Below are 25,935 nucleotides of genomic sequence, written 5' to 3' on the forward strand. Positions count from 1 at the left end.
TCAAGCCTCCTGAGCCATCAGTTGCCGGGTGCGAAGGTCTTCGACGCTCTGCACTTCTTCGGCCGAGACGTAGAAGTCTCTGTCATTGTTGAACGAGTGGAAGATCGCAACGGCGAGTACACCCACGGCAGAGGCAATGGCCAGCCACCAGATATGCCACACCAGCGCAAAGCCGAGCGGAATGTTCATGATGCCGATGATGAAACCCGTACCGGTGTTCTTCGGCATGTGGATGCGTGCGAACTTTTCCGTGCGGCGCACATAACCGTTCTGCTTCATGTCCCACCAGCTGTCGTGGTCGCGGACATGCGGCACTTCAGCGAAGTTGTAGAATGCAGGCGGCGAAGCCAGCGACCATTCCAGCGTACGGCCCGTACCCCAGCTGTCGCCGTTGTTGTCACGCAGCTTTTCGCGGTCGCGGATCGAAACCATGATCTGCAGAACCTGGAACACGATACCGCACAGGATGATCGCAACGCCGACGGCGGCGATGATCAGATAGATGTGCCATGCCGGGTTTTCGGTGTGGTTCAGACGACGGGTCATGCCCATCAGGCCGAGCACATAGAGCGGCATGAACGCCATGATGAAGCCGACCAGCCAGCACCAGAACGCGTTGCGGCCCAGACGTTCGTTCAGCTTGAAGCCGAAAGCCTTCGGCCACCAGTAGACGAGACCGGCAAAGCAGCCGAACAGCACGCCCGAGATGATCACATTGTGGAAGTGGGCGATCAGGAACACCGAGTTATGCAGCACGAAATCCGCAGGCGGAACAGCAAGCAGAACGCCCGTCATACCGCCAACCACGAAGGTACACATGAAGCCGATCGTCCACAGAACCGGCGTTTCCATGCGGACGCGGCCCTTATACATCGTGAACAGCCAGTTGAAGACCTTAGCCCCCGTCGGGATCGAGATGATCATCGTCGCAACACCGAAGAAGGCGTTGACATTGGCGCCGCCACCCATGGTGAAGAAGTGGTGCACCCAGACGAGGAACGACAGGACCGTAATGGCAACGGTTGCGTAGACCATCGACTTGTAGCCGAACAGACGCTTGCCGGAGAAGGTCGCGATGATTTCGGAGAAGACACCGAAAGCCGGCAGGATGAGGATATAGACTTCCGGGTGACCCCAGATCCAGATCAGGTTCACATACATCATCGGATTGCCACCAGCATCATTGGTGAAGAAGTGGAAATCCAGATAGCGGTCCAGCGAAAGCAGGGCCAGCGTGACAGTGAGGATCGGGAAGGCTGCGACGATCAGCACGTTCGAGCAGAGCGCGGTCCAGGTGAAGACCGGAACCTGCATCATGCCCATACCGGGCGCACGCATCTTGATGATGGTGGTGATCAGGTTGACGCCTGAAAGCAGCGTACCCATACCGGAAATCTGCAAGGCCCAGATATAGTAATCCACGCCGACATCCGGGCTGAATTCCTTGCCGGACAGCGGCGGATAAGCAAGCCAGCCGGTCTTGGCGAATTCGCCGATGCCGAGCGACAGGTTGATCAGAACCGCACCGGCGACCGTGAGCCAGAAGCTCAGCGAGTTGAGGTAGGGGAAAGCAACGTCGCGCGCACCGATCTGGAGCGGAACCGCAAAGTTCATCAGACCGACGACGAATGGCATCGCCACGAAGAAGATCATGATCACGCCGTGGGCGGTGAAGATCTGGTCGTAGTGATGGGGGGGCAAAAAGCCTTCATTCGCGCCCGAGGCAAGAGCCTGCTGCGCGCGCATCATCACGGCGTCCGAGAAGCCGCGGAACAGCATCACGAAAGCCAGAATGATATACATGATGCCGATACGCTTGTGATCGACCGTCGTGAGCCAGTCTTTCCAGAGCGGGGCCCATTTGCCGTAATAAGTGATGGCTGCCAGAATAGCGAGCGCACCACCAGCCACCGCGGTCAATGTGACCATGATGATCGGCTCGTGATACGGGATCGCTTCGAGCGTAAGTTTTCCGAACATTTTTATCACGCTTCGATTGGAGCAATTCCGGGAAAGCCTCTGACGGCTTTCAGTCCGGAACCGCGTGAAACAAAAGATTGAATGCCGATAGCCGCGATCTCGCAGGAGATCACGGCGCAAGGGCAAATCAGTTTGCGAGCTGCGACAGGCGCTGCGGCGCCACTGCACAGATCATGTCGCTCGCCCACTGGCTGAAATCGACAGGCGAAGACTTGCGCAGGTTTGCGCGCGCTTCACGGATCATCTGCTGACGGTGCATTTCATCGTCCATGCAGACGGACTTGCCGTCCCAGCAGCGGTTCACGATATCGTGGAACAGCGTCTTGTCATTGTAGTTGAAGAACTGCACCGCATGCTTTTCGCTCGGCTGAACCAGCGATGCATAGCGATCACGGCCCAGTTCTTCGCCCTTGGCCTTCACGTCGGCAACCCACTTGTCGAAGTCGGCCTGATTATAGGCATGCGCCTTGAAGCGCATCTGGGCAAAGCCCTGACCGCTATAATTGGCGGAAATGCCGTCGAACTCACCTTCATGATTGGCGATGAGATGCAGCTTCGTCTGCATGCTCGGCATGGTGTAGACCATGCTGCCCAGCGCCGGAATGAAGAAGGAGTTCATGATGTTGCTGGAGGTCAGCTTGAAGTTGACCGGAACATCAACAGGCATGGCCATTTCATTGACGGTGGCAATGCCCTGATCAGGATAGATGAAAAGCCATTTCCAGTCGAGCGCAACCACTTCGACATTGATCGGCTTCACGCTGGATTCCAGCGGGCGGTACGGATCGAGCTTATGCGTGCTGATCCAGGTGACCGTGCCGAGAACCACGATGATCGCCAGAGGAATGAGCCAGACGCCCAGTTCGATCTTGGTCGAGTGGTGCCAGTCGGGCTGATAATCCGCCTTTTCATTCGTGGCGCGGTATTTCCAGGCGAAGTACAGCGTCATGAAGATGACAGGCAGCACGACGAGCAACATAAGGCCGGTCGCAAAAAGGATAAGATCGCGTTCCGCCACGCCGACCTCTCCCTTGGGAGAGAGAAGAACCTGGTTCTCGCAGCCGGCAAGAAACGCAGTCAGGGCCAGTACGGCGAACGAAACGATCGTCCGAGGGATGCCGAGTTTCATTTGTCTTTCCATCCTGCACCGATGCGATCTGAAAATCTGAAACCCGCTGCCGGGACTATTCCCGGTCAGACGCTTCAGTTCTTCAGATCGCACCAGAGCGATTTCGTCTCAGTGTGGCTTTGAACTTGAAATCACTTTCAAGCTGCCCGTTAACGTGAACCGCAGGGGTTCGTCATGTCGCGAGCGTCAAATCCGGCACGTATGTCGTTTTTCAGTTTTCGGTAAATTCTGAAAATTCCAAACGTACCGTTATAACGAATAGTTCCGTTTGTCACCTGTCTGGAGAAATTTGTGCTGGATCGTAATGTCGCGGTCAAAAACGCCGCAAACCAGACTCCAATTGGCGGAAATGGCATCTCCGCCAGCGCCTGAACGCGGGGAATTAGAGCCCCTATTGCGCTGACGCGGCGGTGACTTACCCCCTTGTCCCCGGTCATGCAAGTACAACCAACGGATAAATGCTGCGATAGCCGCGCGATCTGGAACCGATAAACCACATTGTGAAGTCGCCGGGCCGCGACTAAGACAATCTAAAAACACACAACCTAAAACCCGCAACGTTTTGGGGCTGGCCGACTGAAGTCTGGAAAGGGCACCATGATTTTCGCCGACTTACCGCTCGATGAATCAGAAGGCGCGGTACTGGCCTATGCGGTAACGGCGGGTGCGTTCACGCTGCGCAAGGGGACCGTGCTCTCCCGCGAACATTGCGCGGCCCTGCAGCAGGCTGGCCTCACAAGCGTTCTGGCGGCTCGGTTCGAGCCCGGCGATATTGGCGAAGACGAAGCGGCGCAGTCGATCGGGGCCGCCCTCACCTCGCAGACGATCCATACCGGCACGGCGACGACCGGACGCATCAATCTTTTTGCCAGCTTCGATGGCGTTTTCTGCGTGAATGCTTCAACAATCGATGCGGTCAACGTCTATGACGCGCGCATTTCTCTGGCGACAATACGCAATCATATGCGCGTGGAAGCAGGCCAGATGGTCGCGACGGTCAAGATCATTCCCTTTGCCGTACCAAAAAATATTGTCGATGCCATCTGCCCCCTCCTCCACGGACAACAGGCGATGGACGTCAAGGCGTTTCGCCCGCTGCGCATCGGCCTGATCCAGTCGCGACTTCCCTCGATCCGCGAGACGGTGCTCAACAAGACGCGCGAGCTGATGGTAAAGCGCGTTGCGCGCAATGGCGGCACGCTAATCGCGGAAAAGCGTGTCGCCCATGATACGGAGGCGCTGGCCAGCGCGATTTCGGGCATAAGCATTGGCTGCGACATTATCGTGGTTTTCAGTGCATCGGCGGTTGCCGACGCCACCGACATCGTGCCGCGTTCGATCCTCCAGAGTGGCGGAGAAATTCTGCGCATCGGCATGCCGGTCGATCCCGGCAATCTGCTGGTGCTTGGAAAGCGCGACGGCAAATATATCATCGCGGCACCGGGTTCGGCCCGCAGCATGCGAGAAAACAGTCTCGACTGGGTGCTGGACCGCCTGATGGCAGGCATCGACCTCAATTCGGCCGACTTGTCCCGCATGGGCGTGGGCGGGCTTCTGTTATAGGTAATGCTCAGATATCGAAATCGAACACGAGAATGCCGTCGACACCGCCTTCCGCAGCTTCGACGAGACCCTTACCAACCTTGACGTGTTCGGGATGCGGCAGATAGGCGTCACGCGCCGCAGCATCGGAAAAATCCACCACAAAACCGTGGCGAAAGCCTTTTTCCAACCCTTCGGGGCTGTTGTTGGCCCCGGTCGTGACAGAAACTATGCCGTCGATCTTGCCTTTGAGAGCAACAACCGAAGCAAGTGCCCGCTCGATGGCCGCGCCATCAAGTTCCCGCTTGAATTTGATCAGAACGATGTGGCGTATCATGGAGCCTATCCGTTTCCAGAAACAGTGTTCCCCCTGCCCCTGCCCGAACAGCGGGAAGCCAGACTTAAGGAAACCAAAACGAAAAAGGCCGGGATGGACCCGACCTTCCGCTTTCACCTGAGTTGACGCCGGTTCATCCGCGGTCGTCGTCCCAGGTGAATTCCCGATACGGAGGCAGATATAAACCTTCTCCGTTTCAAGATTGTGACATCCCCGAAATTTCTGCCAAAGAGCAGAAATCGCCCGCCGAAAATGAGCCACCCGATATCAGGCAGCCATCGCCGTTTCGGCAAATTCGGGATGGTTATAGTTCCAGACCTCGACCAGACACTGATGCATCAAATCAAGATCGACCGGACCAATCCGGCTCAAGACCAGATCAAGATCATCGCGCTCAACACCACGGTTAAGAAGCTCGACAATCGCTTCCGTGAGAATCATTTTATCGTCAAATCTGTAGCGCTGCATAAACCTGCTCCGCTAACTGCCCCAGCTTTTCATGGATTCAGACTAGACACTTATAGTTAACCGAAGCTTAAGCCACGGAAAACCAACGCAACTTTGACTGACGCCACGCAACTGACGCGAATGCTTGCCCCTGACGGCTTATGGCCGTCGCCCGATATAAAATATGTAACCAAAGCTATCCAAAAAACGGCCAGAATATCGCCAGGCCGAACAAGAATAAGTCTCATTCTTACTCCATGCTCCGCCAAAGCCAAGCAAAAACTGGCGCTAGAATTTATTTCATAAAACTCTTTTAAAGCGTTCCCATGAGCTTTTTCAAAATATACGCCCAATGGTCCATCAACCGCGTCAGAATTGGCGCTCTTGCTGCTTTGACGGGAGCAAGTATGTTGGGCGGCTATCTCTATACGATCCAGTATAACGGCAATGTCCATGAAATTGTGCCCGGAGAGGCCTATCGTTCGAACCAGCCTGATCCGGCGCGGATCGCAAAACTGCAAAAGGCCTACGGTATCAAGACCATCATCAATCTGCGCGGTCCGGAACCGGGCGCGGATTGGTATGACGACGAAATCAACGCTTCACAAGCGCTTGGCATCCAGCATGTTGATTTTGAAATGTCGTCCAGCAAGCGGCTGTCGCCCCAGCGCGCGCAGGAGCTGATCACGCTGATGCAGAATGCCGAAAAACCGATCCTCATTCATTGCAAGGCTGGTGCGGATCGCACGGGTCTTGCCGCGGCGCTTTATGTGGCGGCTATCTCCAAGGGCGGCGAGCGCAAGGCCGAGGGGCAGATGTCCATTGCCTATGGGCATTTCGGTTTTCCGGGCAGTCCAACTCATGCGATGGATGACACCTTCGAGGAGCTTGAACCGACGTTCAACTTTTCCGGGTCCTGAACCGCCTTCTAATATCTCTCTGAACGCGAAAACGCCGGGACAAGCCCGGCGTTTCTGATTGTCTGTCGAGGGCGTCTTATTCGAGGCCGACGATCTTGCCGTCATCCCACTTGAAGATGTCGAAGCTCGGCGAGCTGAGGTCACCATTTTCGCCATAGGTCAGCGTGCCGATTGCGGTTTCGATCGGCTTGCCGTCGTGCAGAGCCTTGGCAACAGCAGCCGAATCTTCGGCAGAACCAGCGCTTTCGATGCCAGCCTTGATGACTTCAACTGCGGCATAGGCGTTCATGGTGAAGGCTTCAGCCGGGATACCCTTGGCCTTCAGCGCTTCGATGGCGTCCTTGGATGCGGGGTTCTTCGTGGCGTCCTTGGCATTGGTGAACAGCGTGCCCTGGGCGTTGGTGCCGCCGATTGCCCAATATTCGGTGTTGGACAGGCCTTCGCCACCGAGAACCAGCGCCTGCATGCCAGCGTCATGCAGCTGACGCGACAAGAGACCGCCTTCGGCATGGTAGCCGCCGAAATAGACGACATCAGCGCCTGCCGACTTCAGCTTGGTGACCAGTGCGCTGAAATCCTTGTCGCCCGGCGTGACGGAATCGTAATGCACTTCCGTAACACCGCCCTTATTGATCGCAGCCTTGAAAGCGTCGGCCAAGCCCTTGCCATAGGCGCCCTTGTCGTGGATCACAGCGACCTTCTTGTCCTTGAAGTTCTTCAGGACATAATCGGCCATGACTTCGGCCTGCTGGTCGTCGCGGCCGCAGGTGCGGAACACGTTTTCCAGCTTGCGTGCGGTCAGATCCGGGCCAGTTGCGGTCGGGGTGACCATCAGCACGCCGTTTTCAGAGAAAACGTCGGATACCGGAATGGCAACGCCGGTCGTGACCGGGCCAACGACGAACTTGATGCCATCGCCGACGATCTGGTTGGCAGCAGAGACGCCCTGCTTCGGTTCACCGGCGTCGTCGGCAAACTTCAGAACGATCTTCTCGCCCTTGATGCCGCCAGCCTTGTTGATGACTTCGGCAGCGGTTTCTGCGCCCTTCTTCACCTGATCGCCGAAAGCGGCAACCGGACCCGTCAGCGGTGCAACCACGCCGATGGTGATGTCGGCATAAGCAGCGCTGGCAAAACCGAGTGTAGCAGCGAAAGCTACGCTGGACAGAAGTTTCAGGTTCATTCTTTTTCTCCTTTGGTGGGGCGCCGTCCTGAGACGCGCCCTCATCTAACCCATGATGGCAACCCATCCGGTCAATTGTCAGCGCTTACGTGCTGCCGAATTGCCGGGCCCTCCCTTTTGTTTCATCTTACGATCTCAAAGGGTCGATCCAAAAGCGCGCCGCACCGCACCCAAAAAGGGACTGGAGCCATAATATTATCCAAAACAGCCTCGGCGGTTTCGGAAAACTGCTCCAAAACGGGAGCCGCTTTCGTGATGTGCTAAGAATGCATTTCCGGCTTTCGATTGCAAGGGGCCAAGTGCCCACAGTGACAGCGAAAATCGGCCTCCTCCCAAAGTCTAACTCCCTCCCTTCCATGATGCTGATTGCTTCGCAAAAAAGGCCGCGATCCCTTCCGCGGCCTCCGGTGTTTCCCATGTGTCGGCAAGACGGGTGAGCGTCATGTCGATGACGGCTTCGTCAATCGGCGCGACCAGCGCGTGGACGAGCCGTTTCGACGCCGCAACCGCCGCCGGTGCGGTGGAAAAATACGGTTTGATCTCCGCCTCGACCGCCACATCCAGCTGCTCAGCCTCGACCACCTCATGAAGGAGGCCGATACGCATTGCCTCCTGCGCGTCGAACAGTCGGGCAGAGGTAAATGTGCGCAGTGCATGGGCCTGACCAATGCGCGCCACGACATAGGGGCTGATGGTGGCAGGTATCAGACCAAGCTTCGTCTCCGTCAGGCCGAAGCGCGCGCCGGACACGCCGATGGCTGCATCACAGACACTAATGAGGCCGATACCACCGCCATAGGCTTGTCCATTGACGCGCGCGATCAGCGGTTTTGGCAGATCTCGAAGCGCCTTCAGCATCAACGCGAGCTTGCGCGCTTCCTCGATCCGCTGCGCACGGCTGGCATTCACCTGCGCCTGCATCCAGCCAAGATCGCCGCCCGCGCAAAAGCTCGCGCCCGCGCCGGTCAGAACCACAATCCTCACCTTCGGATTATCCGCCAGATGCAGCGCCGCAGTGGTCAGTTCATCGATCATCAGGCCGGACAGCACATTGTGCTGCTCGGGCCGGTTCAGCGTCAACGTTGCGACGCCGCGCGTGTCAATGGCAAGCTGAATGGTCTCGAAAGGGTTCATGCGGCTCTATCCTGACGCAGCGCCTGCGCGAACAATGCCGCCGACCGCAGCTTGTCCAGATCAAGGCCGGTTTCAAAACCCAAACCGTGCAAAAGTTCGGCCACTGCCACCGTATCGACATTGCCCTTGGCGCCCGGCGCAAAAGGACAACCGCCCAGACCGCCGACCGATGCATCGAACACCCGCAAGCCCTTTTCCAGACTGACGCGAATATTGTCGAGCGCACGTCCGCCCGTGTCGTGATAATGGCCCGCAAGGCTGTGCGCAGGGGCGATGGCAAGCACCGCATCCAGCATGGCCGCGACCTTGTCGGGCGTGCCGCGCCCAATCGTGTCGCCAAGGCTCACCTCATGGCAGCCGAGCGAGAAAAGCTGCTCAGTCACATCGGCAACGGCCTGTGGCGCGGTCGGCCCGTCATAGGGACATTCGATGGCGCAACTGACATAGCCGCGCACCGCAAGCCCGTCATTGATCGCAGCGCCAATTACCGGCGACAGGCGTTCGATGCTCTCGGCAATCGTGCAGTTGATGTTGGCTTTGGAAAAACCCTCCGAGGCGGAAATGAAAACCGCGACCTCGTCGACATTGGCCGCAGCCGCCGCCTCATAGCCCTTCATGTTCGGCACGAGCACAGAATAGCGCACGCTGTCGGCGCGACGAATGCCCGCCATCACGTCTGCTGCATCGGCCAGTTGCGGCACCCATTTCGGGCTCACGAAACTTGTCGCCTCGATGCGGGCATAACCGCAGCCGGACAGGCGGTCGATCAGGGCGATCTTGTCCGCCGTCGGCACAAAACGTTTCTCGTTTTGCAGGCCGTCACGTGCTGCCATTTCAACGATTTCGACGTGTTCAGCCATGTTCTTCCTCCAATTCGACAAGCAGCGCGCCTTCACTGACCTGATCGCCAGCCACAACAGTAATGGATGTGATCTTGCCGTCGCGTGGCGCGGTCAGCGAAAGCTCCATCTTCATCGCCTCCATCGTCACCAGCGGATCGCCCTTCGCGACGCTGGCGCCTTCCACGGCGGATACGAGCCGTACAAGTCCTGGCATCGGAGCCAGAATGCGGCTTTCCGTGGACGCATCATCTTCCGCTCCGGCAGACAGCACATGATGAAATATGGTGTCGCGCCCGTCGAACTGCACCGTCACATCATGCCCGATGCGGACGACAGACGCTTCCGACACACGGCCATCGACGGAGAACCGAACCAGCCCGTTTGCGTGACTGAGGATTTCGACCGCGCCGAAATCGAAGCCGAAACGCCGTTGATCATTGATCGCGAAGCTGATCGTCCGGCGTTCGCCCTGATGGTCGAGCAGCACCGAGCGCGATGCTTCGTCCCACAGACGAAATCCGCGCAGGCTCGACCATGGATCGTCGCTCAACGGCGCATCCAGCAGATCGAGCGCCGCCAATGCCGCCAGTGCAAAGGCGATTTCCGATGGCGGCTCGTCAGCAAATAATTGGCCCCCCTCGCGGGCAATCAGCCCGGTATCGACATCGCCGGTGCGAAAAGCATTCAGCTTGCAGAGCGCCGACAGGAACTGGCGATTGGTGACGAGTCCGGCAATGCGGGTTTTGCCCAATGCCGTGTCGAGTCGGTTCATCGCCTCGTCGCGATCCCGGCCATGGACGATGATCTTGGCGATCATAGGATCGTAGAACGGCGTGATGGTATCGCCTGTCCGCACACCGGAATCGACACGCGCCTGCTCCGGCGGAGCGAACAGCGCAAGCTTGCCCGTTGCGGGGAGAAAGTCGCGGGCCGGGTCCTCGGCGTAAAGCCGCGCCTCAAAAGCCCAGCCATGGATTGCAATTTCATCCTGCCGCTTCGGCAAGGCTTCGCCGGACGCAACGCGCAACTGCCATTCGACCAGATCGAGACCGGTGATCGCTTCCGTCACCGGATGCTCCACCTGCAAGCGCGTGTTCATTTCCATGAAGAAGAACCGGTCAGGCCGCAGCCCTTCCGACACATCGGCGATGAACTCCACCGTGCCCGCGCCGGAATAGCCGATGGCCAAAGCGGCCTTCACCGCCGCCTCGCCCATCGCCGCGCGCATATCCGGCGTCATGCCGGGTGCAGGCGCTTCCTCGATCACCTTCTGGTGGCGGCGTTGCAGCGAGCAATCGCGCTCGAAAAGATGCACCGCATTGCCGTGATTATCGCCGAAGACCTGCACCTCAATATGGCGCGGCTTGGTCATATATTTTTCCACCAGTACAGCGCTGTCGCCAAACGACGCTTCGGCCTCGCGGCGCGCACTGTCCAGCGCTGCTGCAAAATCCGCCGCCTGATCGACGCGCCGCATACCTTTGCCGCCGCCACCCGCCCGGGCCTTGATCAGCACCGGATAGCCGATGCGATCCGCCTCGCTTTTGAGGAAAGCGCCGTCCTGATTGTCGCCGTGATAGCCCGGCACGACGGGAACACCGGCTTTTTCCATCAGCGCCTTGGCGGCATCCTTCAACCCCATGGCGCGGATGGCTTTTGCCGAGGGACCGATAAAGACCAGCCCTGCTGCCTCGACGGCATCCACAAAACCGGCGTTCTCCGAGAGAAAGCCATAGCCCGGATGGATTGCCTCCGCGCCGGTTTCAAGTGCAGCTTTGATAATCGCCTCGACATTGAGATAGCTCTGCGCCGAAAGCGCTGGACCGACGCGCACCGCCTCATCGGCCATTTCGACATGCAGCGCCCGCGCGTCCGCATCGGAATAGATCGCGACGGTGGCAATACCGAATTGACGCGCCGTGCGGATGACCCGACAGGCAATTTCCCCGCGATTGGCAATCAGTATCTTTTTGAACATCTGATCGCCCCCTTCACATTCTGAACAGGCCAAAACGCGTCGGCTCGACTGGCGCATTCAGCGTTGCGGAAAGCGAAAGGCCCAGCACTTCGCGGCTCTTGCGCGGATCGACGATGCCGTCATCCCAAAGCCGCGCCGAGGCATAAAGCGGATGGCTCTGGCGCTCGAACATTTCAAGCGTCGGACGCTTGAACTCCGCTTCCTCTTCCGCCGACCATGTTCCACCGGTGCGTTCGATCCCGTCGCGCTTGACGGTCGCCAGCACGCCCGCCGCCTGCTCGCCACCCATCACGGCGATGCGGCTGTTCGGCCAGGTCCACAGAAAGCGTGGGGAATAGGCCCGTCCCGCCATACCGTAATTGCCCGCGCCATAGGATGCACCGATCAGCATGGTGATTTTCGGCACATTGGCCGTCGCCACCGCCGTCACCAGCTTGGCGCCGTGCTTGGCGATGCCTTCCGCCTCATATTTGCGCCCGACCATGAAGCCGGTGATGTTCTGCAAAAACACCAGCGGAATATTGCGCTGGCAGCAAAGCTCGATGAAATGCGCGCCCTTGGTGGCCGCTTCGGAAAACAGCACGCCATTATTGGCGATGATGCCCACCGGCATGCCGTAAATGCTGGCAAAGCCGCAAACCAGCGTGGCGCCGTAGCGCGCCTTGAACTCATCGAAATCCGAGCCGTCCACCAGCCGCGCAATCACATCGCGCACATCATAGGGAATGCGCGTATCGGCAGAGACCACACCGAGCAGTTCTTCCGGATCGTAAAGCGGAGCCGCACCGTCGCGCTTCGCAATGAAGGAGCGTTTCTCACTGTTGAGATTGGCCGCGATGGCGCGCGCGATCTGGAGAGCATGGGCATCGTCATTGGCCAGATGATCGGCCACGCCTGAAAGCCGCGTGTGCACGTCGCCACCGCCGAGGTCTTCCGCCGTCACCACTTCGCCGGTCGCGGCCTTCACCAGCGGCGGGCCAGCCAGAAAGATCGTACCCTGATTGCGCACGATCACCGTCTCGTCGCTCATGGCGGGCACATAGGCACCGCCCGCCGTGCATGACCCCATGACCACGGCGACCTGCGGAATGCCCGCTGCCGACATCTGCGCCTGATTATAGAAAATGCGTCCGAAATGGTCGCGATCCGGGAACACCTCGTCCTGATTGGGCAGGTTGGCCCCGCCTGAATCGACCAGATAGATGCAGGGCAGACGATTCTCGCCCGCGATCTCCTGCGCGCGCAGATGCTTTTTCACCGTCACCGGATAATAGGTGCCACCCTTCACCGTTGCATCGTTGCAGACGATCATACATTCGCGGCCCGATACGCGCCCAATGCCGGTGATGATGCCGCCGGAAGGAGCTGCACCGCCATACATGCCGTGACCCGCCGTCAGACCGACTTCCAGAAAGGGCGAACCCGGATCAAGCAATTGCGCAACGCGGTCACGGGGAAGCAGCTTGCCGCGTGCGACATGACGTTCGCGCGCTTTCTCGCCGCCGCCATCGATGGCAAGGCGGGACGCCTCGGCCACGATATCGATGGCCTCAAGCATGGCCTTGCGGTTAGCCTGATAGCTAGTGCTTCGCGTCGATATCTCGGATTTCAGAACCGGCATCAACGGGTCTCCTGAAACAATTCCCGCCCGATCAGCATACGCCGGATTTCCGACGTACCCGCACCGATTTCGTAAAGCTTGGCATCGCGCAGCAGACGCCCGGTCGGATAGTCGTTGATATAGCCATTGCCGCCCAGCGACTGGATTGCCTGCAAGGCCATCTGGGTCGCATTTTCTGCCGTGTAGAGAATGCAGCCCGCCGCATCCTTGCGCGTCGTCTCGCCCCGGTCGCAGGCTGCCGCCACGGCATAGGTATAAGCACGCGAGGCGTTGAAAATCACATACATGTCGGCAAGCTTGCCCTGCATCAGCTGGAACTCGCCAATCGGCTGATCGAACTGCTTGCGCTCATGCACATAAGGCACCACGACATCGAGACAGGCCGCCATGATGCCAAGCGGGCCGCCCGCCAGCACCACGCGCTCATAGTCGAGGCCGGACATCAGCACGTTGACGCCCTTGCCGACCTCGCCCAGCACATTCTCGTCAGGCACTTCGCAATTTTCGAACACCAGCTCGCAGGTGTTGGAGCCGCGCATGCCAAGCTTGTCGAGCTTTTGCGCCGTCGAAAAACCCTTGAAACTTTTCTCGACGATAAAGGCGCTCATCCCGCGCGAGCCAGCCGCCGGGTCGGTCTTGGCGTAGACCACCAGCACATCGGCATCCGGGCCGTTGGTGATCCACATCTTGTTGCCGTTCAGCACATAGGCGTCGCCGCGCTTTTCGGCGCGAAGCTTCATCGAAACCACGTCCGATCCGGCTCCCGGCTCGGACATGGCCAGCGCGCCGACATGTTCACCGGAAATGAGCTTTGGCAGATATTTGGCGCGCTGCTCGCTTGAGCCGTTGCGCTTGATCTGGTTGACGCAGAGATTGGAATGCGCGCCATAGCTGAGGCCAATCGAGGCCGAGGCGCGGCTGATCTCTTCCATGGCCACGCAATGGGCGAGATAGCCGAGACCCGCGCCGCCATACTCTTCCGGCGCCGTGATGCCCAGCACACCCAGCTCACCCAGTTCACGCCACAGATGCATGGGAAATGCGTTATTGCGGTCGGTTTCGGCGGCAAGCGGCGCAATGCGGCTTTCCGCGAAACGGCGCACGGTCTCACGAAGGGCTTCGATCTCCTCGCCAAGACCGAAATTCATGCCCGAAGCAAACATACTCGTCCTCCACAAGTTCTGCCCGGTATCCATCTTTTTCAAGACGGCTATGTCTGGTCAGAGTGTCCCGTGGCGGTCAAATAGGCAATGGCTTTGCGCGGCGTTCTGTGGCTATTTATTACCGGATAAAGAAATTTTGTTGCGCGAAAACCGGCGACCTTCGTCGCCGGTTCAGCTTTTGTTTGCGCATCATCCCGCGCATCGGAGCAGGAATAGAAATCAGTCTTCCTGCAGGGAAGGAACGTCCCGATAAAGCTCAAGCGCTTCCGGATTGGCCAGCGCCTCGCGGTTCTTCACCTCGCGCCCATGCACGATGTCGCGCACGGCCAGTTCGACGATCTTGCCGGACTTGGTGCGCGGAATATCGCTGACGGCGACGATCTTCGCCGGAACATGGCGCGGCGTAGCGCCGGTGCGGATCTTGCTCTTGATGCGCGCCTTCAGATCGTCATCCAGCGTCACGCCTTCAGCAAGCCGCACGAACAGCACGACCCGCACATCCTTATCCCAATCCTGACCGATGCAGAGCGCCTCGGCGATCTCCGGCATCTGCTCGACCTGATTGTAGATTTCCGCCGTACCGATACGCACGCCGCCGGGGTTCAACGTCGCGTCCGAACGTCCATGAATGACGATGCCGTCATGTTCGGTCCATTCGGCAAAATCACCATGGCACCAGATATTGTCGAAGCGCTCGAAATAGGCGGCCTGATATTTCGCCCCATCCGGGTCGTTCCAGAACTGCAGCGGCATGCATGGAAACGCCTTCGTGCAGACCAGTTCGCCTTTCTGCATGCGCACCGGCTGGCCGTCATCGTTCCAGACATCGACAGCCATGCCGAGGCCAGCGCCCTGAATTTCGCCCAGCCAGACGGGTTCCGTCGGCACGCCCAGCACAAAGCAGGACACGATATCCGTTCCGCCGGAAATGGACGCAAGATGCACATCCGGCTTGATGGCGTCATAGACGAAGGCAAAGCCTTCCGGCGACAACGGCGAGCCGGTGGACGAAACAGTGCGCAGCGCCGAGAGGTCGTGCGTTTCGCCCGGCTTCAGCCCGGCTTTCAGCACGGCGTCGATAAACTTTGCCGATGTGCCGAAATAGGTCATGCCTTCGGTGGCGGCATAATCGAACAGCACATTGCCATCGGGATAAAATGGTGAGCCGTCATAGAGCAGCAAGGTGGCCCCGGAACCGATGCCCGACGCCAGCCAATTCCACATCATCCAGCCGCAAGTGGTGAAATAGAAGAACTTGTCGCCTTCGCGGATATCTGCATGGAGGCGCTGCTCTTTCAGATGCTGCAACAGCACCCCACCGGCGCGATGGACGATGCATTTTGGAATGCCGGTCGTGCCGGAAGAAAACAGAATATAGACCGGATGATCGAAAGGCAGGCGCGTGAATTCGACAGGCTTTGCGGCAAAGGCGCTCAGCGCTTCATCAAGCGCAACGCCCTTCTCGGCTTTCTGCGCGACGGCTTCCGCTTCGCCCAGATAGGACACGATCACCGACCGACGCAATCCCGGCAGCTGTGCCGTGACCTGCGCCACCTTGTCGGCCACCTCGATGCGCTTGCCATTGTACCAATAGCCATCGCAGGCAAAGAACAGCTTCGGTTCGATCTGGCCGAAGCGGTCGAGCACACCCTGCACGCCGAAATCCGGCGAGCAGGAAGACCAGACCGCACCGATGGAGCTTGCCGCCAGCATCAGGGCCACCGCTTCCGGCATATTGGGCATCATGCCTGCAATACGGTCGCCCGGCTCGACGCCTTCGGCCAGCATGAATTGCTGGAGCTTGGAGACCAGCGCATGAAGATCATGCCAGCTCAGGCGACGTTCGACCTTGTCCTCGCCACGGAAGACGATGGCGTCGTCATGGCCCTGCTGGCGCAGGAGATTTTCCGCGAAATTAAGCCGCGCTTCGGGAAAGAATTTCGCCTCGCGCATGTGTCCCTTGTCGACAAGGGCGGTTGCACCGCGCTCGCCAATGACCTCGCAGAAATCCCATATGAGCGTCCAGAAGCCCGCGCGATCTTCCACCGACCAGCGATGCAGCGCCGCATAATCCGACAGGCTGAGGCCGGTGCGCTGCTCGGCGCGAATGCGGAATTGTTCCAGCGTGCTGGCTGCGATGCGTTGCGCATCGGGCTGCCACAGCGGATGGTCGTGCGAAAACTGCGTGGAAACGGGCTCGGTGCTCATCATTCCTCCATGACACGGGCGCAGCAGACACCAGTTACGGGCTGCGCCGCCAGAGGTTTCTAAAAGAGACTTTCCGGTACGTCCATGCTTTTCCGGGTCATGCGTCGCGTCGGCGCATCATCGGTGCGCTTTCACCCAGTCTGTCCATCCACAAGTCGATGCGGCGCACCGCCCAGCGGTGGATCGGATTTTCAAACAGATGCCATGCAGCAATGGCGACAAGCACACTGATCAACGTGCAGCCGGAAATCAGCAGAAGCGCGCTGAAGCCACTCTGCGCGGCTTCTGCCGGAAGTATCGCGAAGGCGATCTTGAAGAAAAACTGGCCGACCAGAGGGTGAAGAATGAAAATTCCGAAACTGTAACGCGACAATTTCACGAAGCCGTTCCATCGCAACGGCGTGTAGATGTTCTGCATGCTCGCGGCATAGAGAATATAGGTGCAAAAATAGAGGAAGACGAGCCGCCAGGGCCCTTCCAATGTTTGAACGCCATCCATCGCGCTTTGTGGATGATAAAACAGAAACACCACCAAACAGCCGGCGAGAGCGAACATAATCAGCGGTTTCGGCAGATCGGTATGCTTTCGCCGCGCCAGCCACATGCCGAACAGAAACGACGGCAGCGCGCGAAACACGCCGATATCGGCAAATTGTATCCGCGTCAGCGATGGTGTGCCGACCGAGCGCGCCAGATATTCCCCGCCCAGCAAGGCAATGGCGACCACAACCAGCACACCGCTGCCCAGCCGTTTGCACAGCATATCGAAGAGCGGGAAACACAGATACATCAGGAACAGCGCGCTGAGCGACCAGCTGACGTAATTATAGGACAGGCTTTCGCCGAATCCCCAGCTTTGCACGAGGAACAATTGGGCCACACCGTCCCACACATTCATGTTCGGCAGCACAGCGGGGTGTAAAAACCCCTTGGCCGTCAGCACCGATATGAGCGCGAAACACAAAAAGGTCACCAGATGCAGCGGATAGATTCGCGCAAGGCGCTTGCCCATGAAAGCAGCGTAGTGGCGCGGGTCCCAGATATAGTTTGCGCGCCGCGCCAGAAAGAGACCGGAGACTATAAAAAAGACATCGGTAAAATAAGCAAATGTTGATATAAGATCAGACAGTGCATCGTTCTTCACGGAAACCCGAAAAGAATAATGGAAGAATGCGATCCCGAGACACAATACAAACCGGAGACCGTCGAAGTCAGGAAGCCGTTTCATTACAAGACATCTTAAACAATATGCACAGGGATGTCAGTATATGCTTCCGCGATAAAGTCGAGTGTGAAATGATCTTGCGGACAAGAAATTCGACAAAAATCGAACGTCGGGCCCTCAGAGCCTGAATCAAAAAGCGGCATGTGTGCGAGAATGGTGATTCTCGAATACCAGAGCGAAGCGTATTCATGGCACGTGAGCACCGGAAGCCTCGCATAATCCCAAAAAGCTGCAGACTTTTCGGTTCAGATTATGCGAAAGCAAATCTCAAATTGCCATTTTCGCATATATACGACGTTTTTTGGAACAGGCTCTCAGCAATCACCGTCTTCTGGCTTCCGCGATGAGCCTTGAAATTAAACAGGATGAATCATCCGAGCAGTTAACGATTATTCGAGAAGAAGCATCGATAGCACAGAAGTTGAGATGTCATGTGGCACAATACGGGATAAACACTTAGTTGAACTATCCGTGACAATCGGATTCTGTATCTGGTCTTCCACTAAAGAAGCACTCCTCTTCTGTCGTGTGTGTCTCCTGATCCGATAAAGTCTCCCTCCTAAAACGCCAACTCTCTCCCACTGATCAGGATCTAAAGGTGTTATGCGATAATTTGTACTGCTTTCTCTGTAAAGATGCGTAAGATCAGCAGATATTTGTCGAAGCAGACCTTCATTTCCTGATGGATCTTGAATATAATTATACATATTGCGATTAAGTCGACTGAGATACTGAAATCTATCACGTCCTACAATGTATTCTGCATAAATTTCAAATCCTTCATTCTCGTTTTGATATCGAGGATCATTTCGCGGCGCGTGCGCGGGATCATCCACTCTATTCATGCCTGATGGCCCCTCAAACAAGTTTCCCGGAGCCCACAAAAAATAGTCACTGAACGCATCTAAGCCCTCTGGCTCAATCGTTCCTCCAGGCACCACTCGACCACTCGCAAAGCCATCCGCAAGATCCATAGCCTGTGCAACTTCAGCATACGTTATTGCAGGACAAGTAGCCGTTCGCCTGCGATCAAGAGAATCCGCAGCCATCCGACCAAACGTACTCCGCGCCATAGTCCTGAAATTAACCCAGGCTGTATGCAACCTCCGTAAATGGCCTGGGTGCGCCACTACGGTTGCAAAAAAAGCTCGAAGACGTTCTTGAGGAATAATATGGTGGCGACTTGCCTCAATGGGAAACTCTTGCGGAGAGCCTTGACGAGTCGCTGTATTCCTCGTCAGATCAAGCGTGTATCGGGACAACGAAAGAAAGGGGGCGACCGCCCTTAATTGACGCGCTAATGAAAATGCACCTTTGAGAGGAGGATCAACTGCATTGGCCCTCATCGGAAAAGTAACGAGAACGACTATAAGAGAACCAAGGATAGCCTTCTTTATATACATATGATTACTCAATAAATTATATAAATATAAAATAATATCAGAAATTATTTCCAATATATTTAACAAATAATAAAAACATATTACTTTGGATCCATATCGATTTTCGTTACATCACCAGTACTATTATCGCAAAATAAATTTACAGGATAATAACCAGATTTAGCTGCAAGCAAAAGAGCATAAATAGCGCGACCATATTCTGTGTTCAATCCAGATTTTTTCGACAAAGTTAGCCACGTATTTCTATTATCCTCTTCTATCGAAAATGTTGGGTAATAATTAGGTGCTTCATAGGAAATCGCCTTAATATGCACCTTGGTTGTATTGTCCGGACATTTTTTGTAATCATTAGCGTAAGCATTCTCATGCATAGCGATAAATGAAAATACGATAGAAGCGACAGTAAATAATTTAGAGGGAATTTTCATAAACTATCCTTTTTAATTATAATAATATAGTATGTTTCAAAATTAATAACATGAAGATATTTCAAGCGATTATCAGCCGTACTTAGAGGGTTCTATTCAAGATATTTTAATAAAAAAAGAATTATACAAAACTGTTTCCAACAAAATATTCTTTGTATATTCTAAAGCAGCTGCGGTTGAAACGGAATCGTGGGACCGCTCTATCCATTTGTTTATACGCATCGAAGCGGGATCAGAAATCAGTCCAGTCGACTGATTTCCCTGCGTAGACGCTACGCACTTTTGCTGGAAATGCTCTAATTGCAATAATTAGCAGAAGCTTACGCAACAATATACAGCAGTATATTGCTACATATTCGTCTTTCGCAGATTTTGCGCTTAGAGCCTGAATCAAAATGAATGGAGCGAATCAGACAGATGCAGGGATGAACTTGGTCAGTACCGTGGCACGCGAGCGAATGTGACGGCATGCCAAGACATCGAAAATCAAAGGGAAATTCAATTCACAAAGTAAATGGTGGAGCCAAGCGGGATCGAACCGCTGACCTCCTGCATGCCATGCAGGCGCTCTCCCAGCTGAGCTATGGCCCCATCAGACCTCTTTCGAGGTGGGCCAGACAGAACTTGCTGTCCGGTGTGGCGGCTTATTAAATGGCGTTTGCGAGAAGATCAAGAGCTAAATCGCAACTCTTTTCACATCTGCGAAAATAATTTGCCGATTGTCCGCTTCTGCCGCCGGAGGCTGTGGAAAGCGGCCTCTGCGCAGGCCGAAAAAGAAAGGGCAGCCCGTGGGCTGCCCTGTCGTAAACACTGGGAAATCAAGCTGATTCTGCGGGATCAGCCTTCTTCGTCGTCGCCACCGACGCCACCACCGAGGATGCCCGACATATCGTCGTCCTCGTCTTCTTCCTCTTCGAGGAAGGTGTCGTCATCGTCGTCGCCCAGATCGACATCGTCGTCGTCCAGATCCGGCAGATCGTCGCCGCCACCCTTCGCTTCATCGTCGGCATCTTCAAGAGAAACGAAATCCGGCTTTTCCAGTGCCGTATCCAGTTCTTCCTCTTCGGCTTCTTCTTCAACGACGCGGGCTTCTGCATTCGCGTCGAAATAAGACCGCGGATAGGAGATGCCGGTGTAAGGCGAAACGATCGGATCGCGATTCAGATCGTAAAACTTCTTGCCCGTTTCCGGGTCGATGCGCTTGGTACCAAGTTCAGCTTTTGCCACGTTGAGCCTCGTGAGTTTTATTCCCGTTACGCCTGTGGCGGGGGCCACTTTTCATCCGGGGGCATAAATTCATTTCAAAAACGCGCCGGCTGATCCTGTCAGACCACCCATATGCCCGCAATATACCGAAAGACCGGTCCACAGCAGGAACAGCGGAGGGTGCCGCGTCTTTGCCTTTGTTGTTCGGTGCATAAACGCAATTTAGCGGGTTTGTCAAAGCGAAAGACGCCGAATAGCCAAGACTCTTTATTATAGGCGCGTCCGGCAGACCATCGATGGCGTATTCGCGGATGACCGCATGGTATTACTATGCTAGTGAAGCCCCGCTTATCTCTCAATCCCGGCGCGCGATCGCGCCAAAAATGCGACAGTGAAAAATCCATGTCCCATTCCGCTTCCCCGAAACCTGCAGTCGCCCGCCGCTCGGAGGCACTGGCCGGCGAAATTCGCATTCCGGGCGACAAGTCCATTTCTCACCGTTCCTTCATGTTCGGCGGCCTGGCATCGGGCGAGACCCGTATTACCGGCCTGCTTGAAGGTGAAGACGTCATCAATACCGGTCGCGCCATGCAGGCCATGGGCGCCAAGATCGAAAAGGATGGCGATACCTGGATCATCCATGGCGTCGGCAATGGTTGCCTTCTTGAACCGGAAGCACCGCTCGATTTCGGCAATGCCGGAACGGGTGCGCGCCTGACAATGGGCCTCGTCGGCACCTATGACATGACCACCGCCTTTATCGGTGATGCGTCCCTTTCGCGCCGGCCGATGGGCCGCGTGCTTGACCCGCTGCGCCAGATGGGCGTGCAGGTGAAGTCGACCGATGGCGACCGCATGCCGCTGACCCTCGTTGGACCGAGCGTCGCCAATCCGATCACCTATCGCGTGCCGATGGCTTCCGCGCAGGTGAAGTCGGCAGTGCTGCTGGCCGGTCTCAACACGCCGGGCGTCACGACCGTCATCGAGCCGGTCATGACCCGCGACCATACCGAAAAGATGCTGCAGGGCTTTGGCGCTGATCTCACCGTCGAGACCGACAAGGATGGCGTGCGCCATATCCGCATCACCGGACAGGGCAAGCTGATCGGCCAGACCATCGATGTTCCGGGCGATCCATCCTCAACGGCGTTCCCGCTGGTTGCAGCGTTGCTGGTCGAAGGTTCGGATATCACCATCCGCAATGTTTTGATGAATCCGACCCGCACGGGCCTGATCCTCACCTTGCAGGAAATGGGCGCTGATATTGAAGTCTTTAATGAACGTCTCGCTGGCGGTGAAGATGTTGCCGATCTGCGCGTGAAATCGTCGAAGCTCAAGGGCGTCACCGTTCCGCCGGAGCGTGCGCCTTCGATGATCGACGAATATCCGGTGCTGGCCATCGCTGCGACTTTCGCGGAAGGCGAAACGATCATGGACGGGCTTGATGAGCTGCGCGTCAAGGAATCGGATCGTCTGGCAGCGGTTGCCCGCGGCCTCGAAGTCAACGGCGTCGATTGCACGGAAGGCGAGATGTCGCTCACCGTTCGCGGTCGTCCCGACGGCAAGGGCATCGGCGGCGGTGTCGTCGCCACCCATCTCGATCACCGTATCGCGATGAGCTTCCTCGTCATGGGCCTTGCTTCCGAAAAGCCTGTGACCGTTGACGACAGCACGATGATTGCAACCTCCTTCCCGGAATTCATGGACCTCATGACCGGAATGGGCGCGAAGATCGAGCCGAGCGAAGCCGAATGAAGCCATTCATCGTCGCCATCGATGGACCGGCAGCCTCGGGCAAGGGAACCCTTGCCCGGCGCATCGCCACGCATTACGGCATACCGCATCTCGACACCGGCCTGACCTATCGCGCAGTCGCCAAGGCGCTCATCGAAAAGAACCTGCCGCTGGATGACGAACTGCTCGCCGCCGATGCGGCACGGCATCTCGACTTACGCGAAATGGACAAGACCGTGCTCTCCGCCCATGATATCGGCGAGGCCGCATCCAAGGTTGCGGTCATGCCAGCCGTACGGCGTGCGCTTGTCGAAGCCCAGCGCCATTTTGCGGCGGCCCTTCCGGCCAGCGTCCTCGATGGTCGCGATATCGGCACCGTGGTCTGCCCCAAGGCGGAGATAAAGCTGTTCGTCACCGCTTCGCCGGAAGTACGCGCCGAGCGGCGTTACGACGAGATCGTTTCAAAGGGTGGCGCTGCCGACCTTGGCGAAATTCTCGCCGATCTGAAGAAGCGTGACGAGCGCGACACCAACCGCACCGATTCTCCTTTGCGCCCTGCCGAAGACGCGCACTTGCTTGATACGAGCGAAATGAGTATAGAAGCGGCATTTCTGGCGGCGAAAAACCTCATCGATGAGGCTCTCGCGCGTCATAAGGCATAACGGACCAGAATTTTAAGGCTCTTTGGCCTGAATTTGCCCCGGAAATGCTGGAAAAATGCCCGGTCGGCCCTATATAGGCTGCTCGAATAACAAATAGTCTGACTTCGCGTTCCACGCGCCGGTTGTCTGCAAAGACGGAGCCGAGGTCGGACAGTGTACAACACGAACCCCCGGCGCCGCATCCGATGAATTTTCCGGATGCATCAGGAGTATATATGTCTCAATCCAACCCCTCCCGCGCAGATTTCGAGTCCCTGCTGGCAGAATCCTTCGCGCAAAACGATCTTGCTGAAGGCTATGTCGTCAAGGGCCGCATCGTCGCCATCGAAAAGGACATGGCGATCATCGACGCCGGTCTGAAGGTCGAAGGCCGCGTACCGCTGAAGGAATTCGGCGCAAAGGGCAAAGACGGCACGCTGAAGCCGGGCGATGAAGTTGAAGTTTACGTCGAGCGTATCGAAAACGCTCTCGGCGAAGCTGTTCTCTCGCGCGAAAAAGCACGTCGTGAAGAAAGCTGGGTCAAGCTCGAGCAGAAGTTCGCCAATGGCGAGCGCGTCGACGGCGTGATCTTCAATCAGGTCAAGGGTGGTTTCACCGTCGACCTCGACGGCGCTGTTGCCTTCCTGCCGCGTTCGCAGGTCGACATCCGTCCGATCCGCGACGTCACCCCGCTCATGCACGTCCCGCAGCCGTTCGAAATCCTCAAGATGGACAAGCGTCGCGGCAACATCGTTGTCTCGCGTCGTACCGTTCTTGAAGAGAGCCGTGCGGAACAGCGTTCGGAAATCGTCCAGAACCTTGAAGAAGGTCAGGTCGTTGAAGGCGTCGTCAAGAACATCACCGATTACGGTGCGTTCGTTGACCTCGGCGGCATCGACGGTCTCCTGCACGTCACCGACATGGCATGGCGCCGCGTCAACCATCCGTCGGAAATCCTCACCATCGGCCAGACGGTCAAGGTGCAGATCATCCGCATCAACCAGGAAACCCATCGTATCTCGCTCGGCATGAAGCAGCTCGAGAGCGATCCTTGGGATGGTATCGGCGCGAAGTACCCGATCGGCAAAAAGATCACCGGCACCGTCACGAACATCACCGACTACGGTGCATTCGTGGAAATCGAGCCGGGCATCGAGGGCCTGATCCACGTTTCCGAAATGTCGTGGACCAAGAAGAATGTCCATCCGGGCAAGATTCTCTCCACCACCCAGGAAGTCGAAGTCGTTGTGCTCGAAGTTGATCCGGTCAAGCGCCGCATCTCTCTCGGCCTCAAGCAGACCCTCGACAATCCGTGGACGACGTTCGCTCAGAAGTACCCGACCGGCACCGTTGTTGAAGGCGAAGTCAAGAACAAGACCGAATTCGGCCTGTTCATTGGTCTCGACGGCGACGTTGACGGCATGGTTCACCTCTCCGATCTCGACTGGAACCGTCCAGGCGAACAGGTTATCGAAGAGTACAACAAGGGCGAAGTGGTCAAGGCTGTCGTTCTCGACGTCGACATCGACAAGGAACGCATCTCGCTCGGCATCAAGCAGCTTTCCGGCGACAAGGTCGGTGAAGCAGCAGCTTCGGGCGAACTGCGCAAGAACGCCGTTGTAACCTGCGAAGTGACCGCTGTTACCGATGGTGGCCTCGAAGTTCGTCTGGTCGATCACGACCTCGACAGCTTCATCCGCCGTTCGGATCTTTCGCGTGATCGCGAAGAACAGCGCCCCGAACGCTTCACGGTCGGTCAGAAGGTTGACGCGCGCGTCATCGCTTTCGACAAGAAGACCCGCAAGCTGCAGGTCTCGATCAAGGCGCTCGAAATCGCTGAAGAAAAGGAAGCTGTCGCTCAGTACGGTTCGACCGACTCCGGCGCTTCGCTCGGCGACATCCTCGGTGCCGCTCTGAAGAAGCAGGAAAAGAACTAATCTTTTCCTTCTTCTTGTAAACACGGAAAAGCCCGCTTTATAGCGGGCTTTTTCTTTTGGTTTTTCAAAATAATACGCAATTGTTGTATTTTAATTAGTTCTAAAATTAATTTGACTCCTCTCTATATTCGTTTTATTTGCGGATGTTACTTACATTTGCTTTGTTATATTTAGGAGAAATATATTGGGTGCAAGATTTTCCATGATCGCGTCTGGCATTTTGGCTCTGATGGCCACGAATGCCTATGCCGCAGACGCCATTGTTCCCGAGGCACCTGTTGCACCAGCAGTCCCGATTGCCACTCCCTTCAACTGGGGCGGCGCTTATATCGGCGGACAGGTCGGCTACGGATGGGCAAATACCAAATACACGGTCGGACCGTCCTATAACTCCAAAGGAAAACTGGATGGTTTCCTCGGCGGTATTTATGCCGGGTATAATATTGATACCGGGACAAATGTTATCTTGGGCGTTGATGGCGATTTCACTGGCACAGCGGTTGGCAAGACCGAATCTGTCGGAGATCTCGCATCAGGAAAAACGCAATTGCGTTGGTCTGGGGCAGCCCGCGCGCGCGTGGGTTACGCCGTTGACCGTTTCCTGCCTTATATCGCTGGCGGCGTGGCGTTCGGCAATATCGAAGACAAGCTGCATGTTCTAGGCGAGAAGCTTTTGTCGGAATCGAAAACACAGGCCGGCTGGACCATCGGAGGCGGTATTGATTACGCTGTGACCGACAATATCGTCACCCGCGTTGAATATCGTTACACCGATTTCAACAAGCACAACTTCAATTTTGATAATACCAGCGTTGGTGGCAGTGGCAAGCTGTCGACAAACGAAGTTCGTCTCGGCGTCGCTTATAAGTTCTGATTG

The 25,935-nt window shown here is 56.6% G+C and carries 21 protein-coding genes and 1 tRNA gene; 6 read left to right on the top strand and 16 right to left on the bottom strand.

Annotated elements, in window-relative coordinates; all coding sequences use genetic code 11:
• Both cyoB and cyoA read right to left on the bottom strand, forming a co-directional pair.
• The gene (gene cyoB, locus WIX40_RS13415) at positions 1-1,980 is read right to left on the bottom strand and encodes a cytochrome o ubiquinol oxidase subunit I (RefSeq protein WP_109368094.1); all 1,980 of its coding nucleotides are present in this window, start codon (positions 1,978-1,980) and stop codon (positions 1-3) included.
• Positions 1,981-2,107: 127 nt separating this feature from the next.
• Positions 2,108-3,109, bottom strand: coding sequence for a ubiquinol oxidase subunit II (gene cyoA, locus WIX40_RS13420; protein WP_339440193.1), 1,002 nt, complete (start codon positions 3,107-3,109; stop codon positions 2,108-2,110).
• A 597-nt stretch (positions 3,110-3,706) separates the two neighbouring features.
• Between cyoA and WIX40_RS13425 the strand changes: the two genes are divergently transcribed.
• Positions 3,707-4,672 (top strand): molybdopterin-binding protein, encoded by a 966-nt coding sequence (locus WIX40_RS13425; RefSeq protein ID WP_339440195.1) that lies wholly within the window; start codon positions 3,707-3,709, stop codon positions 4,670-4,672.
• Between the two features lie 7 nt (positions 4,673-4,679).
• Here the strand turns inward: WIX40_RS13425 and WIX40_RS13430 are convergent, their stop codons facing one another.
• Positions 4,680-4,988, bottom strand: coding sequence for a Dabb family protein (locus WIX40_RS13430; RefSeq protein WP_339440197.1), 309 nt, complete (start codon positions 4,986-4,988; stop codon positions 4,680-4,682).
• Between the two features lie 267 nt (positions 4,989-5,255).
• Positions 5,256-5,456: a hypothetical protein gene (locus WIX40_RS13435; RefSeq protein ID WP_109368090.1), complete on the bottom strand. Its 201-nt coding sequence runs from the start codon at positions 5,454-5,456 to the stop codon at positions 5,256-5,258.
• 305 nt (positions 5,457-5,761) lie between these two features.
• Between WIX40_RS13435 and WIX40_RS13440 the strand changes: the two genes are divergently transcribed.
• A complete protein-coding gene (locus WIX40_RS13440; protein ID WP_109368089.1) occupies positions 5,762-6,355 on the top strand; it encodes a dual specificity protein phosphatase family protein in 594 nt (197 codons plus the stop codon).
• A 76-nt stretch (positions 6,356-6,431) separates the two neighbouring features.
• Here the strand turns inward: WIX40_RS13440 and WIX40_RS13445 are convergent, their stop codons facing one another.
• The 12 genes from WIX40_RS13445 to WIX40_RS13500 all read right to left on the bottom strand — a co-directional run bounded on the left by WIX40_RS13445 (position 6,432) and on the right by WIX40_RS13500 (position 20,767).
• Positions 6,432-7,538: a branched-chain amino acid ABC transporter substrate-binding protein gene (locus WIX40_RS13445; protein ID WP_140024535.1), complete on the bottom strand. Its 1,107-nt coding sequence runs from the start codon at positions 7,536-7,538 to the stop codon at positions 6,432-6,434.
• Between the two features lie 339 nt (positions 7,539-7,877).
• The gene (locus WIX40_RS13450; RefSeq protein ID WP_339440199.1) at positions 7,878-8,672 is read right to left on the bottom strand and encodes a crotonase/enoyl-CoA hydratase family protein; all 795 of its coding nucleotides are present in this window, start codon (positions 8,670-8,672) and stop codon (positions 7,878-7,880) included.
• Complete coding sequence (locus tag WIX40_RS13455; protein ID WP_109368086.1) at positions 8,669-9,532, bottom strand: hydroxymethylglutaryl-CoA lyase; 864 nt, start codon at positions 9,530-9,532, stop codon at positions 8,669-8,671. Before WIX40_RS13455 ends, WIX40_RS13450 begins: the two co-directional genes overlap by 4 nt.
• Entirely contained in the window at positions 9,525-11,492 is a 1,968-nt protein-coding gene (locus WIX40_RS13460; protein ID WP_339440201.1) for an acetyl/propionyl/methylcrotonyl-CoA carboxylase subunit alpha, read from the bottom strand. The genes WIX40_RS13455 and WIX40_RS13460 overlap by 8 nt, the downstream gene beginning before the upstream one ends.
• 13 nt (positions 11,493-11,505) lie before the next feature.
• Positions 11,506-13,113 carry a carboxyl transferase domain-containing protein gene (locus WIX40_RS13465; RefSeq protein WP_339440202.1) on the bottom strand — a complete coding sequence of 536 codons (1,608 nt, stop codon included), beginning with the start codon at positions 13,111-13,113 and terminating at the stop codon, positions 11,506-11,508.
• On the bottom strand, positions 13,113-14,261 hold the full coding sequence (locus tag WIX40_RS13470; RefSeq protein WP_371834149.1) for an isovaleryl-CoA dehydrogenase: 1,149 nt from the start codon (positions 14,259-14,261) through the stop codon (positions 13,113-13,115). The genes WIX40_RS13465 and WIX40_RS13470 overlap by 1 nt, the downstream gene beginning before the upstream one ends.
• Before the next feature lie 234 nt (positions 14,262-14,495).
• Complete coding sequence (locus tag WIX40_RS13475) at positions 14,496-16,484, bottom strand: acetoacetate--CoA ligase (protein WP_339441032.1); 1,989 nt, start codon at positions 16,482-16,484, stop codon at positions 14,496-14,498.
• 97 nt (positions 16,485-16,581) lie between these two features.
• Entirely contained in the window at positions 16,582-17,712 is a 1,131-nt protein-coding gene (locus WIX40_RS13480) for an acyltransferase family protein (protein WP_339440205.1), read from the bottom strand.
• 386 nt (positions 17,713-18,098) lie between these two features.
• Positions 18,099-19,112 (bottom strand): hypothetical protein, encoded by a 1,014-nt coding sequence (locus tag WIX40_RS13485; protein ID WP_339440206.1) that lies wholly within the window; start codon positions 19,110-19,112, stop codon positions 18,099-18,101.
• An 80-nt stretch (positions 19,113-19,192) separates the two neighbouring features.
• The gene (locus WIX40_RS13490; RefSeq protein ID WP_339440208.1) at positions 19,193-19,540 is read right to left on the bottom strand and encodes a hypothetical protein; all 348 of its coding nucleotides are present in this window, start codon (positions 19,538-19,540) and stop codon (positions 19,193-19,195) included.
• Between the two features lie 515 nt (positions 19,541-20,055).
• Positions 20,056-20,131 (bottom strand) — tRNA-Ala (locus WIX40_RS13495).
• A 246-nt stretch (positions 20,132-20,377) separates the two neighbouring features.
• Positions 20,378-20,767: a TIGR02300 family protein gene (locus tag WIX40_RS13500; protein ID WP_109368079.1), complete on the bottom strand. Its 390-nt coding sequence runs from the start codon at positions 20,765-20,767 to the stop codon at positions 20,378-20,380.
• Between the two features lie 381 nt (positions 20,768-21,148).
• On the opposite strand from WIX40_RS13500, the gene aroA reads away from it, so the two are divergent.
• The 4 genes from aroA (at position 21,149) to WIX40_RS13520 (ending at position 25,932) form a co-directional block, all read left to right on the top strand.
• Positions 21,149-22,501, top strand: coding sequence for a 3-phosphoshikimate 1-carboxyvinyltransferase (gene aroA / locus WIX40_RS13505; RefSeq protein WP_109368078.1), 1,353 nt, complete (start codon positions 21,149-21,151; stop codon positions 22,499-22,501).
• The gene (gene cmk / locus WIX40_RS13510) at positions 22,498-23,142 is read left to right on the top strand and encodes a (d)CMP kinase (RefSeq protein WP_339440209.1); all 645 of its coding nucleotides are present in this window, start codon (positions 22,498-22,500) and stop codon (positions 23,140-23,142) included. Before aroA ends, cmk begins: the two co-directional genes overlap by 4 nt.
• Before the next feature lie 215 nt (positions 23,143-23,357).
• Positions 23,358-25,058: a 30S ribosomal protein S1 gene (gene rpsA / locus WIX40_RS13515; RefSeq protein WP_109368076.1), complete on the top strand. Its 1,701-nt coding sequence runs from the start codon at positions 23,358-23,360 to the stop codon at positions 25,056-25,058.
• Positions 25,059-25,260: 202 nt separating this feature from the next.
• Positions 25,261-25,932: an outer membrane protein gene (locus WIX40_RS13520; RefSeq protein ID WP_140024563.1), complete on the top strand. Its 672-nt coding sequence runs from the start codon at positions 25,261-25,263 to the stop codon at positions 25,930-25,932.
• The last annotated feature ends 3 nt before the right edge of the window (positions 25,933-25,935 follow it).

It is taken from the genome of Ochrobactrum teleogrylli, assembly GCF_037482325.1.
GTDB classification, from domain to species: domain Bacteria; phylum Pseudomonadota; class Alphaproteobacteria; order Rhizobiales; family Rhizobiaceae; genus Brucella; species Brucella teleogrylli.

What these genes read in the sequence shown, in the direction of transcription:
- cyoB (WP_109368094.1), bottom strand. Translation starts at nt 1,980, where the DNA reads ATGTTCGGAAAACTTACGCTCGAAGCGATCCCGTATCACGAGCCGATC.
- cyoA (WP_339440193.1), bottom strand. Translation starts at nt 3,109, where the DNA reads ATGAAACTCGGCATCCCTCGGACGATCGTTTCGTTCGCCGTACTGGCC.
- WIX40_RS13425 (WP_339440195.1), top strand. Translation starts at nt 3,707, where the DNA reads ATGATTTTCGCCGACTTACCGCTCGATGAATCAGAAGGCGCGGTACTG.
- WIX40_RS13430 (WP_339440197.1), bottom strand. Translation starts at nt 4,988, where the DNA reads ATGATACGCCACATCGTTCTGATCAAATTCAAGCGGGAACTTGATGGC.
- WIX40_RS13435 (WP_109368090.1), bottom strand. Translation starts at nt 5,456, where the DNA reads ATGCAGCGCTACAGATTTGACGATAAAATGATTCTCACGGAAGCGATT.
- WIX40_RS13440 (WP_109368089.1), top strand. Translation starts at nt 5,762, where the DNA reads ATGAGCTTTTTCAAAATATACGCCCAATGGTCCATCAACCGCGTCAGA.
- WIX40_RS13445 (WP_140024535.1), bottom strand. Translation starts at nt 7,538, where the DNA reads ATGAACCTGAAACTTCTGTCCAGCGTAGCTTTCGCTGCTACACTCGGT.
- WIX40_RS13450 (WP_339440199.1), bottom strand. Translation starts at nt 8,672, where the DNA reads ATGAACCCTTTCGAGACCATTCAGCTTGCCATTGACACGCGCGGCGTC.
- WIX40_RS13455 (WP_109368086.1), bottom strand. Translation starts at nt 9,532, where the DNA reads ATGGCTGAACACGTCGAAATCGTTGAAATGGCAGCACGTGACGGCCTG.
- WIX40_RS13460 (WP_339440201.1), bottom strand. Translation starts at nt 11,492, where the DNA reads ATGTTCAAAAAGATACTGATTGCCAATCGCGGGGAAATTGCCTGTCGG.
- WIX40_RS13465 (WP_339440202.1), bottom strand. Translation starts at nt 13,113, where the DNA reads ATGCCGGTTCTGAAATCCGAGATATCGACGCGAAGCACTAGCTATCAG.
- WIX40_RS13470 (WP_371834149.1), bottom strand. Translation starts at nt 14,261, where the DNA reads ATGAATTTCGGTCTTGGCGAGGAGATCGAAGCCCTTCGTGAGACCGTG.
- WIX40_RS13475 (WP_339441032.1), bottom strand. Translation starts at nt 16,484, where the DNA reads ATGAGCACCGAGCCCGTTTCCACGCAGTTTTCGCACGACCATCCGCTG.
- WIX40_RS13480 (WP_339440205.1), bottom strand. Translation starts at nt 17,712, where the DNA reads ATGAAACGGCTTCCTGACTTCGACGGTCTCCGGTTTGTATTGTGTCTC.
- WIX40_RS13485 (WP_339440206.1), bottom strand. Translation starts at nt 19,112, where the DNA reads ATGTATATAAAGAAGGCTATCCTTGGTTCTCTTATAGTCGTTCTCGTT.
- WIX40_RS13490 (WP_339440208.1), bottom strand. Translation starts at nt 19,540, where the DNA reads ATGAAAATTCCCTCTAAATTATTTACTGTCGCTTCTATCGTATTTTCA.
- aroA (WP_109368078.1), top strand. Translation starts at nt 21,149, where the DNA reads ATGTCCCATTCCGCTTCCCCGAAACCTGCAGTCGCCCGCCGCTCGGAG.
- cmk (WP_339440209.1), top strand. Translation starts at nt 22,498, where the DNA reads ATGAAGCCATTCATCGTCGCCATCGATGGACCGGCAGCCTCGGGCAAG.
- rpsA (WP_109368076.1), top strand. Translation starts at nt 23,358, where the DNA reads ATGTCTCAATCCAACCCCTCCCGCGCAGATTTCGAGTCCCTGCTGGCA.
- WIX40_RS13520 (WP_140024563.1), top strand. Translation starts at nt 25,261, where the DNA reads ATGATCGCGTCTGGCATTTTGGCTCTGATGGCCACGAATGCCTATGCC.